The 12,702-nt window shown below is 65.5% G+C and carries 7 protein-coding genes; 1 reads left to right on the plus strand and 6 read right to left on the minus strand.

The features are described 5' to 3' along the window. Positions 1-33 precede the first annotated feature (33 nt). Complete coding sequence (gene acnB / locus ACSBPQ_RS07045; protein ID WP_442684309.1) at positions 34-2,625, plus strand: bifunctional aconitate hydratase 2/2-methylisocitrate dehydratase; 2,592 nt, start codon at positions 34-36, stop codon at positions 2,623-2,625. A gap of 93 nt (positions 2,626-2,718) precedes the next feature. Here the strand turns inward: acnB and ACSBPQ_RS07050 are convergent, their stop codons facing one another. The 6 genes from ACSBPQ_RS07050 to ACSBPQ_RS07075 form a co-directional block, all read right to left on the minus strand. Beyond that, the gene (locus tag ACSBPQ_RS07050) at positions 2,719-4,995 is read right to left on the minus strand and encodes a sensor domain-containing protein (protein ID WP_442684310.1); all 2,277 of its coding nucleotides are present in this window, start codon (positions 4,993-4,995) and stop codon (positions 2,719-2,721) included. 3 nt (positions 4,996-4,998) lie between these two features. Then, a complete protein-coding gene (locus ACSBPQ_RS07055) occupies positions 4,999-6,066 on the minus strand; it encodes a protein-glutamate methylesterase/protein-glutamine glutaminase (RefSeq protein ID WP_442684311.1) in 1,068 nt (355 codons plus the stop codon). Next, positions 6,063-6,668 (minus strand): chemoreceptor glutamine deamidase CheD, encoded by a 606-nt coding sequence (cheD, locus tag ACSBPQ_RS07060; RefSeq protein WP_442684312.1) that lies wholly within the window; start codon positions 6,666-6,668, stop codon positions 6,063-6,065. Before cheD ends, ACSBPQ_RS07055 begins: the two co-directional genes overlap by 4 nt. Further along, on the minus strand, positions 6,665-7,528 hold the full coding sequence (locus ACSBPQ_RS07065) for a CheR family methyltransferase (RefSeq protein ID WP_442684313.1): 864 nt from the start codon (positions 7,526-7,528) through the stop codon (positions 6,665-6,667). The genes cheD and ACSBPQ_RS07065 overlap by 4 nt, the downstream gene beginning before the upstream one ends. 47 nt (positions 7,529-7,575) lie before the next feature. After that, positions 7,576-10,110, minus strand: coding sequence for a methyl-accepting chemotaxis protein (locus ACSBPQ_RS07070; protein WP_442684314.1), 2,535 nt, complete (start codon positions 10,108-10,110; stop codon positions 7,576-7,578). 151 nt (positions 10,111-10,261) lie between these two features. Beyond that, positions 10,262-12,637 (minus strand): methyl-accepting chemotaxis protein, encoded by a 2,376-nt coding sequence (locus tag ACSBPQ_RS07075; protein ID WP_442684315.1) that lies wholly within the window; start codon positions 12,635-12,637, stop codon positions 10,262-10,264. Positions 12,638-12,702: the final 65 nt, after the last annotated feature.

A 12,702-nucleotide genomic window follows, 5' to 3' on the forward strand; every position in this document is an offset into this window, starting at 1 on the left:
ACCCATTCTCAAACCGTACCCCCGGGAGTTGTCATGTTGGAAGCCTATCGCCACCACGTAGCCGAGCGCGCCGCGCTTGGCATCCCGCCGCTGCCGCTGACTGCACAGCAGACGGCCGATGTCATCGAGCTGCTGAAGAATCCGCCGGCCGGTGAGGCCGAGTTCCTGGTCGAGCTGATCACCCACCGCGTGCCGGCCGGTGTCGACGACGCCGCCAAGGTCAAGGCTTCGTATCTGGCCGCCATCGCCTTCGGTACCGAAAAGAACGCGCTGATCAGCCGCGCGCGCGCCACCGAACTGCTGGGCACCATGCTGGGCGGTTACAACGTCGCCCCGCTGATCCAGCTACTGGACGACGCCGAAGTCGGCACCATCGCCGCGGACGGTCTGAAGAAGACCCTGCTGGTGTTCGATGCCTTTCACGACGTGCAGGAAAAGGCCAAGGCCGGCAACGCCAACGCCCAGGGCGTGATGCAGAGCTGGGCCGACGCCGAGTGGTTCACCTCCAACCCGGAAGTGCCGCAGAGCCTGACCGTTACCGTGTTCAAGGTGCCGGGCGAGACCAACACCGACGACCTGTCGCCGGCCCCGGATGCCACCACCCGCCCGGACATTCCGATGCACGCGCTGGCGATGCTGAAGAACAAGCGCGACGATGCGCCGTTCGTGCCGGAAGAAGACGGCAAGCGCGGCCCGATCCAGGAAATCCTGTCGCTGAAGGACAAGGGCAACCTGGTCGCCTACGTCGGTGACGTGGTCGGTACCGGTTCCTCGCGCAAGTCGGCCACCAACAGCGTGCTGTGGTGGACCGGTGACGACATCCCGTTCATCCCGAACAAGCGTGCCGGTGGCGTCTGCCTGGGTTCGAAGATCGCGCCGATCTTCTACAACACCATGGAAGATGCCGGCGCGCTGCCGATCGAGCTGGACGTGTCGCAGATGAACCACGGCGACGTGGTCGAGCTGCGTCCATACGAAGGCAAGGCGCTGAAGAACGGCGAAGTGATCGCCGAATTCCAGGTCAAAAGCGACGTGCTGTTTGACGAAGTGCGCGCCGGTGGCCGCATCCCGTTGATCATCGGCCGCGGCCTGACCGCCAAGGCGCGCGAAGCGCTGGGTCTGCCGGTCACCGATCTGTTCCGCCAGCCGACCGCACCGGTCGACACCGGCAAGGGTTTCAGCCTGGCGCAGAAGATGGTCGGCCGCGCCTGCGGTCTGCCGGAAGGCCAGGGCGTGCGCCCGGGTGCCTACTGCGAACCGAAGATGACCACCGTCGGCTCGCAGGACACCACCGGCCCGATGACCCGTGACGAGCTGAAGGACCTGGCCTGCCTGGGCTTCTCGGCCGACCTGGTGATGCAGTCGTTCTGCCATACCGCCGCCTATCCGAAGCCGGTGGATGTGAAGACCCACCACACCCTGCCGGAATTCATCTCCACCCGTGGCGGCATCTCGCTGCGTCCGGGTGACGGCATCATCCACTCGTGGTTGAACCGCATGCTGCTGCCCGACACCGTCGGCACCGGTGGCGATTCGCACACCCGTTTCCCGATCGGCATTTCCTTCCCGGCCGGTTCCGGCCTGGTGGCTTTCGCCGCCGCCACCGGCGTGATGCCGCTGGATATGCCCGAGTCGGTGCTGGTGCGCTTCAAGGGCAAGATGCAGCCGGGCGTGACCCTGCGTGATCTGGTCCACGCCATTCCGCTGTACGCGATCAAGCAGGGCCTGCTGACCGTTGCCAAGCAGGGCAAGAAGAACATCTTCTCCGGCCGCATCCTCGAGATCGAAGGTCTGTCGGACCTGAAGATCGAGCAGGCCTTCGAACTGGCCGATGCCTCGGCCGAGCGTTCGGCTGCCGGTTGTGCAGTCAAGCTGGACAAGGCGCCGATCATCGAATACCTCAACAGCAACATCACCCTGCTGAAGTGGATGATTGCCGAGGGTTATGCCGATGCCCGCACCCTGGCGCGCCGCATCGAGAAGATGGAGCAGTGGCTGGCCGACCCGCAGCTGCTGGAAGCCGATGCCGACGCCGAGTACGCCGCGGTCATCGAGATCGACCTGGCCGAGATCGTCGAGCCGATCGTGTGCTGCCCGAACGATCCGGACGATGCCAAGACCCTGTCGGACGTGGCCGGTGCGCAGATCGATGAAGTGTTCATCGGTTCGTGCATGACCAACATCGGCCACTTCCGTGCCGCGGCCAAGCTGCTGGAAGGCAAGCGCGACATCCCGACCCGTCTGTGGATCGCGCCGCCGACCAAGATGGATGCCGCCGAGCTGACCAAGGAAGGCCACTACGGCACCTTCGGCGCCGCTGGCGCACGCATGGAAATGCCGGGCTGCTCGCTGTGCATGGGCAACCAGGCGCAGATCCGCGAAGGCTCCACCGCGATGTCGACCTCGACCCGCAACTTCCCCAACCGCCTGGGCCGCAACACCAACGTGTACCTGGGTTCGGCCGAGCTGGCCGCGATCTGCTCGCGTCTGGGTCGCATCCCGAGCCGTGAGGAGTACATGGAAGCGGCCGGCGTGCTGGCCGGTGCCGGTGATTCGATCTACCGCTACATGAACTTCGACCAGATCCAGGAGTACCAGGACGTGGCCGATACCGTCACCGCCTGAAAGTGATGGTTGCGTAACAGCGGAAAGCCCGGCAATCGCCGGGCTTTCTTTTTGTCCGTGCACCGATATCGCAGCGGCTGTGCAGATGGATCTTCAGGGCGTTACGAGCGAGCTCAGGTGCTGCTCCAGCCAGTGTTCCAGCGCCGCCACCGGCAGGGCCGGAGAGAACAGGAAACCCTGCAGCAGATCGCAGCCTTGACTGGTGAGGAAGCGCCGCTGGCCTTCGGTTTCCACCCCTTCGGCGACCACCTGCTTGCCGAGGTTCTCGCCGATGCGCAGTACAGAGGTGATCAGCGAACGGGCGCTCTCGCTGTGCTCGATGTCCTGCACGAAGCTGCGGTCCAGCTTGAGTTCGCTGATCGGCAGGCGGTGCAGCTGGCTGAGGCTGGAATAGCCGGTGCCGAAGTCGTCCAGCGACAGGCAGAACCCCAGCGCATGCACGTCATCAAGGTTCTTCAGGGCGTGGGCATGGGCCGAGAGCATCAGGCTTTCGGTGATTTCCAGTATCAGGTCGGCAGGGGTGATGCCGAACTCACCGAGCAGTTCACGCAGCTGGCGCGGCAGTGCCGGGTTGTCGAAATTGCTGGCCGACAGGTTTACCGAGACCCGGGGAATCTGTATGCCGTTGCCACGCCAGCGTGCGATATCGCTGCAGGCCTGGCGCAGCAGCCGCAGGCTGAGCTCATCCATCAGCCCGCATTCTTCGGCCAATGGAATGAAGCGCGCGGGCGGGATGCTGCCCATCTGCGGGTGTTCCCAGCGCAGCAGTGCTTCCACGCCCAGCAGGCGCAGGGTGCGACTGCACAGCTGCGGCTGGTAATGCAGGCACAGCTCGTCGTTGCCCAAGGCGTTGCGCAGTGCCGCTTCCATCACCACGCGTTCCTGGGCGACGCGATTCATCTCCAGGCTGAAGAAGCGGAAGCTGCCGCCCCCTTCATCCTTGGCACGGTACATCGCCAGATCGGCATGGCGCAGCAGGGTGTCGATATCCCGTCCATCCACCGGATACATCGCCACGCCGATGCTGGCAGAGGTATGGACGCTGATCTGGCCGACATACAGCGGCGCGGCGATGGCCGCCAGCAGACGCTCGCACAGAGCGGCGGCCTGCACCGCGCTGCAGGCGGGCAACAGCAGCAGGAATTCGTCGCCGACCTGGCGGCCGAGCAGGGCACCGGGGCCGGCGAGGGCGGCCAGGCGCTGCGCCATGTCCCGCAGCAGGTCATCACCGGCGGAGTGCCCCTGGGTCTCGTTGATGCGTTTGAAACGGTCCAGATTGATGAACAGCGCCGCCACCTGCTGGCCCAGATGCTGGGCACTGGCCAGCAGCTGCTCGGCACGGGCGCTGAACATCACCCGGTTGGGCAGGCCGGTCAACGCGTCGTAGAACGCCAGCTGATGCACGCGCTGGCGGATCTGTTCACGTTCCAGTGCCAGCAGGCACAGGTGCAGGGACAATTCGACCAGGGCGCGGTGCCACGGTGCCGGTTCGCGAGGCTCGCGGTAGTGGAAGGTGAGCGCGCCCAATACCTGGCCGGTACCGGAGCGGATCGGGTTGGACCAGCAGGCACGCAACCCGGCCGTCAGCAGTTCACCGCTATGGGGCGCGCACAGTGGATCGGTGGCGATATCGGCGACGATGACCGGCCGGTTGCGGCACACCGCCGCGCCACTGGCACCGCCCTTGAGGCTGACGGGCTGGCCGTCCAGATAGTCCACCAGACTGGCGGGCAAGCCCGGTGCGGCGACCAGACGCAGGGTGTGCCCGGCATCGACGCGATGGACCGAGCTCACCACGCCGGGGGCGACACGCTCGATCTCGCGGCAGATCAGGGCCATGGTCTCGGCCAGCGGGACATCCCGGACCAGTGCATCAAGCACCTTGTTCTGCAGGACTTCATGGGTCTTGGCCGCGGTAATGTCGGTCAGGACATTGATGAAGCAGTCGATGCCGCCATCGGCGGCCGGTACCGGCGTGGCGACCACCGATACCCACAGCGGGCTGCCATCACGCCGATAGCCGAGCAGGTCGGCGCGGTGGGGTTGGCCGTTGCGGTGTTGTTCGCCCAGATGACGGATGGTCTCCGGATCGGTATGCGGGCCGGACAGCAGGTCCTGCGGCCGTTGCCCGCGGGCTTCCTCCATGCTGTAGCCGAACATGCGGAAGAACCCGCTGTTGCTGTACTGGATGATGGCGTTGCGATCGCACAGCAGGATGGTGTTGGCGCTGTGGTCCAGTGCCAGCGCCAGCCGCTGCGCATCCACCCGCTGCACGGCCGGCGTGGCGTTGACTGGATATGCCGGCGGCGCAGGAATCGCCGACGCTTTTCCGGGAGGAGTGACGATGTGGCCGGCACAGGGTTCGTGCATGGGTTATCCGGGCTGGGAAAGCGTGATGAGGCGGTGGGCGATCTGTTCCAGTGGCAGTGTTTCTTCCGCCGCTCCCAGGCGGATCGCGCTGCCGGGCATTCCCCAGACCACGCTGCTGGCTTCGTCCTGCACCAGCGTGTGGGCGCCGGCCTGCTTCATTTCAAGCAGGCCACGTGCACCATCGTCGCCCATTCCCGTAAGAATGACACCGATGGCATTGGCACCGGCGGCGACGGCGACCGAGCGGAACAGCACGTCGACGGCCGGCTTGTGGCGGTTGACCGGGGCCGAGTCGTCGATGCGGCAACGCCAGCGTGCACCGTCGCGGATGATACGCAGGTGGCGGCCACCGGGGGGCAGGTAGGCATGGCCGGGCAGCACCGCTTCGCCGTCGCCGGCCTCACGCACCGACATCGCCGAATGACGGTCCAGGCGTTCGGCAAAGGCGGTGCTGAAGCTGGCCGGCAGGTGCTGGGTCATCACGATCGCCGGCGCATCGGCCGGCATGCCTTCCAGTACCACGCGCAGGGCCTCGGTGCCTCCGGCCGAGGCGCCGATGGCGATCAACCGGTCGGTGGTGCGGAATCGCATCGAGGCCGGTGCACGGACCTGTCCTGCAAGACGCTGGCTGGGCGCGGCCGGGCTGCTGATCGCGCGTACCCGCGAGCGGGCCGCCATGCGTACCTTGCTGCACAGCTCCTCGGCATAGGCCTGCAGTCCGTGGGCGACATCGATCTTGGGCTTGGCGACGAACTCCACCGCTCCCAGCGCCAGTGCCTGCAGGGTGGCGTCGGCACCATGCTCGGTCAGCGAGGACACCATCACCACCGGCAGCGGGTGCAGCCGCATCAGGTTTTCAAGGAACGCCAGCCCGTTCATGCGCGGCATTTCCACATCCAGCGTCAGCACATCCGGCCTCAGGCGCTTGATCTTCTCGCGCGCCAGCAGCGGGTCGGCGGCGGTGCCGACCACCTCGATGCCCGGGTCGGCGGAGAGGATTTCCGACAGCAGCTGCCGCACCAGCGCGGAGTCGTCGATGATCAGGACGCGGCAGGGCGCTGCGGGCATCATTCGAACAACTCCACGCCGCCACTGACCGGGGTGCGCGACAGCTGCGCGCGGACCGCCGACTCGGTGGCGGCCACGGCGGCGGCATCGTCATGCGCATGCGGCAGGCGCTGCACCACCACCCGGCCGGTGGGCGGGAAGAACCAGATCTTGCGCGGATGGATGCCGCACAGGTCTTCGGCCACGATCGGGATGTGTTCGGCCTGCAGGTACTGGCGGACGAATTCCGCATTGCGCGTGCCGACCGGGTTGCTGGTGAAGCCCTTGAGCACGTTGGCACCACCGAAGACCTTGGCCTCCAGCCGCTTGCGGTGGGCGCCGCGCTTGAGCAGGTCGTTGATCAGCAGTTCCATCGCATAGCTGCCGTAGCGTGCCGGTGCGCCATCACTGGCTGTGCCTTCCGGCAGCAGGAAGTGGTTCATGCCGCCGATGCCGAGGATCGGGTCGCGGATGCAGGCGGCCACGCACGAACCCAGCGTCGTGGTCAGTGCGGTATCGTCGTCGACCACCAGGTACTGGGTTGGCAGCAGCTTGGCGGCGATGGTCTGGAAGCGGCTGTCGCGATAGCGCATCACGCCGTCGTCGGGAAGGGTGCGGGACTTCATCCACGGGCTCCTTGCGCACGCCGGTACAGGGTGCGGCCGCAGGGCTGGATCAGGTCCGCCGCATGCAGGTAGTTCTCCGAGTGGCCGGTATACAGCAGGCCGTCGTCGGCCAGATGCGGCACCAGCCGCGACAGGATGGTGCGCTGCGTCGGCTTGTCGAAATAGATCATCACGTTGCGGCAGAACAGTGCCTGGAACGGACCGCCGACGTCATAGCGCGGTGCCAGCAGGTTCAACGGGCGGAAGTCGATCAACGCGCGCAAGGCGGGCACCACCCGGCACTTGCCTTCGTTGGGGCCGCTGCCGCGCTGGAAATAGCGCCGCTTCACTGCGATATCCAGGGCGGCGATGCGTTCGAGCGGATAAACCCCCTGCGCCGCGGTCGCCAGCACCTGGGTATCCACGTCGGTGGCGAGAATCCGCACCGGCGGAGTCAGGGTGCCGAAGGCCTCGCAGGCGGTGATGGCGATCGAGTAGGGCTCCTCGCCGGTGGAGGCCGCGCACGACCACAGGTTCAAAGGCGCCTGCGCAGCATGCGCCTGCAGTTCTCCGTGCAGGCGCTCGAAGTGGTGCGGTTCGCGGAAAAACGAGGTGAGGTTGGTGGTCAGCGCGTTGATGAACGCCTGCCACTCGTCGCCGCCGTCACGCTCCAGCTGGTCCAGATAGTCCTTGAAGCTGCGCAGCCCCAGCACCCGCAGGCGGCGTGACAGACGGCCGTAGACCATGTCGCGCTTGGCCGGCGCCAGGGAAATGCCGGCCTGCTGGTGGATCAGCTCGCAGACGCGGCGGAAGTCGCGGTCGTTGAACTCGAAGTCGCGTCCCCCGGGAGTGTGCTGCTCTGGCTTGTGGCTGGATTGCATCGGGATACCGGAACGAAGTGGCGGGATGTGCGGCGTGGTGCGATCAATCAGGCCGGGCGGCGTTGCAAGCTGGTTCTCAGCACGCGGATTGCGCCGACGGTTTTCTGGGTGCAGTCACTGAACGTGCCGTCGAGCAGGCGCGCGGCCTGTTCGCGTTGGCCGTCGTCGCTGTGGCGGATGATCTGGCCGGCGCATTGGTGGAAAGCGGCGTGGTGTTGCTTGAGGTTCTCGTATTCGGGCATGCCGGCGAGGTTGCGGCCCTTGCCGTGGATCCACTTGCCCATCTGGCAAAGGTGGTCCTGGCAGGCTTCGTCGGCATTGATGGGTTGGCCGCCGCCGGCCAGGTATTCCTTCAGGCGCAGCTTCCATTTCAGGTGGGCTTCGATCATTTCCTCGAAGAAGGCGATGTCGCGGCCTTCCGCTGCAACGGCCTGTGCCCGCGCCGGGGCAATGCTTGCCTTGGGCTTGGCGGCTTCCAGCCGGAACACCGCCACGGCTTCGGCCAGCTGGTTGGCCTGCTCCTCCATCGAACGCGCGGCGGCGGTGGCTTCCTCGACCAGCGCGGCGTTCTGCTGGGTGGTTTCGTCCATCTGCATCACGGTCTGGTTGACCTGCTCGATGCCGGTGCTCTGTTCCTGCGAGGCGGCGGAAATCTCGGCCATGATGTCGGTGACGCGCTGCACGCTGCTGACGATCTCGCCCATCGTGGTACCGGCCTGGTGCACCAACTGCGAACCTTCGGCGACCTTGCCGACCGAGTCTTCGATCAATTCCTTGATCTCCTTGGCCGCGCCGGCCGAACGCTGGGCGAGGGTGCGCACTTCCGAAGCGACCACTGCGAAACCCCGGCCCTGCTCGCCAGCACGGGCGGCTTCGACCGCGGCGTTCAGCGCGAGGATGTTGGTCTGGAAGGCAATGCCGTCGATGACGCTGATGATGTCGGCGATCTTCTTCGACGAAGCTTCGATGGCCGACATCGTGGTGACCACTTGCCCGACCACTTCACCGCCTTGCGAGGCCACGCCGTGCGCACCCTGCGCCAGCTGGTTGGCTTGCCGCGCGTGTTCGGCGTTCTGGCGCACGGTGGAGGTCAGTTCCTCCATCGAGGCGGCGGTTTCCTCCAGGTTGGCGGCCTGCTGTTCGGTGCGCTGCGACAGGTCCTGGTTGCCGGTGGCGATCTCGCTGGCGGCCAGGTTGATGCTGGCGGCCGCGTGCTGGATGCGTCCGATGATGCCGGTCAGCTGGCTGATGGTGGCATTGGCGTCGTCACGCATGGTGGCAAACACGCCGTGGTGTTCACCATCCATCGTACGGGTCAGGTCGCCTTCGGCAATGGCATGGAACACCTCGCAGATCTGCGCCAGGTTGCTGTCGCTGACCTGCATCATCGCGTTGAGGTTGTCGATCATCTGCCGGAAGTCGTGCTCGAAGCGTCCGGCATCGCCGCGCTGGCTGAAATCGCCCGCCGCAGCAGCCATGCCCAGCCGCTGGATTTCCGCATTGATAGCGCTCAGGTTGGCCTTGGTCGCATCCATGGTCGCGGTCAGGACGGCCTTCTCGCCGGGCAGACGTTCCATGTCACTGCGCAGATCGCCCACCGAATACTCCTGCATGATCTGCATCGCGCTGCCGATCGCTGCAAGATGCGAAGCCACCAGCGCATTGGTGTCACGCACCATGCGCCCGTAATCACCCGGGAACCGGCTGTCATCCATGCGGTAGCTGATCGCACCGGCATCGTGCTGGCTGGCCATTTCACGTTGTGCCGCCATTACCGCCTGCAACTGCTGCTGCATGCGGCGCATGCTTTCCAGCAACTGTCCGGATTCGTCGCGTGGCTGCGCCGCAATCGCGCTGTCCAGCTTTCCGTGGGCGATGGCGTCGGCCACCGCGGTGGCGCCACGCAGCGGCACCACGATGTGGTTGCCGATGGTCCAGCTCAGCCCGATCACCAGCAGCACCAGCAGGCCGCCGCTGACGGTCATCACCGCGGTGAAGGCCAGAGCCTGCTGCTGAAGATCCTGCAGATAGGTGCCGGTGGACATCACCCATCCCCAAGGCTGGAAGCTCTGCGCATAGGACACCCGCGGCAACGGCTTGTCGCTGTCGGGCAGCTTGGAGTTGTAGGTGACATAGCCGCCACCCGCGCGCGCAACCGCGACCTGTTCGGCGTAGTGCTTTCTGCCGGTGCCGTCATCGAACTGGTCCAGGTCCATGCCCGCCCGGTCACGCCGGAACGGATGCATGATCATGGTGTTGTCCAGGCTGTAGATCGTGTAGTTGACCTTGCCGGTTTCCGCACGCATCCCAGCGAGGGTTTCGATGGCCAGCGCCTGGGCCTGCCCGAGTTCCAGCGTGCCGGCCTTCACCTGTGCGTCGTAATGCGCCAGCACGCTGTTGCCCAGCTCGGCCTGGCTCTTGATGGTCTGCATGCGGGTGTCATACAGATCCAGGTACTGCATGCGTGCGGCAATGATCGACAGTGCGATCACCCCCAGCGCGATCAGTGCCGTCAACAGGTTCAGCTTGCGCCGGACCGAGATGTTGGAAATGTAGCTGGACCAGAGTTTGACGATGTTCATGCAGTCTTCGGGAGCTGAAGGGTAGGGCGGCAATCGGTGTTCGCGCAAACACGCATCGCACTGCTGTTATCGGCCGCAAGACCGATTCATTGAGCGAATGAAAAAGCCCCGGCAGGGAAGTGCCGGGGCCTGGGATGCACTGCAGGTGTTGTCAGAATTCCTGCCAGTCCGACTCGGCCAGTTCGGCCACCGCCACGCGTGATGCCCTTGCGCGGGGGGCGGCGGGCTCTGCCTTGGTGACGGCAGGTGCTGCCCGGGGGGGGCGCGGGGCCGGCGCCGGAGTTGCGACGGGAGCGCTGGAGCTGTCATCGAAGCGGAACACGGCAACGACTTCGGCCAGGTGCACGGCCTGTTCCTCCATCGCGCGTGCGGCGGCGGTGGCTTCCTCCACCAGTGCGGCGTTCTGCTGGGTGGTTTCATCCATCTGCACCACCGTCTGGTTCACCTGTTCGATACCGGCGCTCTGCTCCTGCGAGGCGGCGGAAATCTCGGCCATGATGTCGGTGACGCGGCGTACCGAAGCGACAATCTCATCCATCGTGCTGCCGGCCTTGCGTACCAGCGCCGAACCGTCGGCGACCTTGCTCACCGAGTCGTCGATCAGCGTCTTGATCTCCTTGGCGGCACCGGCCGAGCGCTGCGCCAGGGTACGTACCTCCGAGGCGACCACCGCGAATCCGCGTCCCTGCTCACCAGCACGGGCGGCTTCCACTGCGGCATTGAGGGCGAGGATGTTGGTCTGGAAGGCGATACCATCGATGACCGACAGGATCTCGGCGATCTTCTTCGACGACTGCTCGATCTGGCTCATGGTGGTCACCACCTGGCCGACCACTTCGCCACCCTGCGAGGCCACCGCGGCGGCGCCGATGGCGAGCTGGTTGGCCTGGCGTGCCGAGTCGGCGTTCTGGCGTACGGTGGAGGTGAGTTCCTCCATCGATGCCGCGGTTTCCTCCAGGTTGGCCGCCTGCTGCTCGGTGCGACGCGACAGATCGCTGTTGCCACTGGCGATTTCGGTGGCCGCCGAGTTGATCGACAGCGACGACTGCTTGATGCGGCTGACGATATCCGACAGCTGTCCGGTGGTGGCGTTGGCGTCATCGCGCATGGTGGCGAACACACCCTGGAAGTCGCCGTGCATGCGCACCGTCAGATCGCCCTGCGACAGGCCCGACAACAGCTGGGATATCTGCTCCAGGCTGCTGGCATTGGCATCAAGCAGACTGTTCAGCTGGCTGGCCAGCTGCAGGAAGAAGCCTTCCTTGCCATTGCTGTCGATACGCCCGCTCAGGTCACCGGCGGCGGCGGCCTCGATTACCCGCGCCACTTCCTTCTCGATCATCGCTTCGGTGGTACGGTCACGCCATTCGACGACATGACCCACCGCCACCCCGGCATCATCACGGATGACCGAGATGGTCTGCGCGAACTGGGCGGCACCGAATTGCATGTCACGCTTGAACACGCCCGTCTTGTCGAGCACCTCAAGGACCTTGCCCTCGACTTCACCGCGGTACTCCAGTGCGGTAAACGGCTGCCCGACCAGCGGCTTGCTGGCGTCGTAGTGGCTCAGTTCGCCGGCGAAGTCGTCGCTGTACTGCACCAGCTTATCCTGCAGGGCGCGATTGGCGTAGACGATTTCCAGATCGGTGTTGGTCAGATACACGCCGGTCGAGGAGTAGTCCAGTGCGGTGCGGATGCGCAGGTTCTCGGCGGCAACGGCGGCATCGCGCTCGATGCGTTCACGCAGGTCGCGCTGCATCCGCTGCATCGCCCGCAACAGGTCACCGACTTCATCGGCGCGCGAGGTGTCGATGCTGCCATCCAGCTTGCCGCTGGCGATCTCGTTGGCCACGTCCACCGCGCTGCGCATCGCGCCGACCAGCGAGCGGGCGAACAGCCATGCCAGCAGCAGGCCGGCGCCGATGCCGATCACCACCGTCAGCGCGGTCATTGCCGCCGAAGAGGTGTAGGTTGCGGCGGCGGCTTCAGCGGCGCTCTTGGCGCGGGTATTGGAGTCGTTTGACAGCGCGGCCAGCGATGCGGTGCTCTTGCGATGCAGGGTACGGGTTTCGCCGACGAAGGTGTCCACGGCGTCGTCTGGCAGCTCCAGCTCCAGCAGTTCGTTCACTGTGTCATAGGACGCCTTGGCGGCGGTCCAGTCGGCAACGAAGGTGTCGAACAGCTTGCGTCGTTCCGGGCTGTCGATCTGCTTGGAATAGCTGGCAATCGTGTCGTCAATGCGCTGGCGCAGATTGGCCGCACTGTTCCTGGCTTCCGTCCTGACCTCGTCGCTGGCACGCACCAGGCCCTGGTAGGACGCGTTGCGGTATTCGTTGACCATGCCGGACAGCTCGCCGGTGGTACGCAGGTCCACGACGCGTTTTTCAGCCAGAGTGGTGGTGACGTTGTCCAGAGAGCTCAGGCCGCGATAGGCGACGATGCCCTGGACCAGCATCACGAGCAGGACGATGCCGAAGGTGAGCATCAGCTTCGGCTTCAGTTTGAGGGAGTGGATCCACTGCATTGGGGCGAGATCTCCGATGACAAACACTGCCGGAGTGGCAGGGAGGCGATGTCGGCAGCCGTCAA

The organism is Stenotrophomonas sp. JC08 (genome assembly GCF_052180205.1).
In the GTDB taxonomy this organism is placed as follows: Bacteria; Pseudomonadota; Gammaproteobacteria; order Xanthomonadales; family Xanthomonadaceae; genus Stenotrophomonas.

Bases quoted from the DNA above. Each gene is read 5' to 3' on its own strand.
- acnB (WP_442684309.1), top strand. From the start codon at position 34: ATGTTGGAAGCCTATCGCCACCACGTAGCCGAGCGCGCCGCGCTTGGC.
- ACSBPQ_RS07050 (WP_442684310.1), bottom strand. From the start codon at position 4,995: ATGCACGAACCCTGTGCCGGCCACATCGTCACTCCTCCCGGAAAAGCG.
- ACSBPQ_RS07055 (WP_442684311.1), bottom strand. From the start codon at position 6,066: ATGATGCCCGCAGCGCCCTGCCGCGTCCTGATCATCGACGACTCCGCG.
- cheD (WP_442684312.1), bottom strand. From the start codon at position 6,668: ATGAAGTCCCGCACCCTTCCCGACGACGGCGTGATGCGCTATCGCGAC.
- ACSBPQ_RS07065 (WP_442684313.1), bottom strand. From the start codon at position 7,528: ATGCAATCCAGCCACAAGCCAGAGCAGCACACTCCCGGGGGACGCGAC.
- ACSBPQ_RS07070 (WP_442684314.1), bottom strand. From the start codon at position 10,110: ATGAACATCGTCAAACTCTGGTCCAGCTACATTTCCAACATCTCGGTC.
- ACSBPQ_RS07075 (WP_442684315.1), bottom strand. From the start codon at position 12,637: ATGCAGTGGATCCACTCCCTCAAACTGAAGCCGAAGCTGATGCTCACC.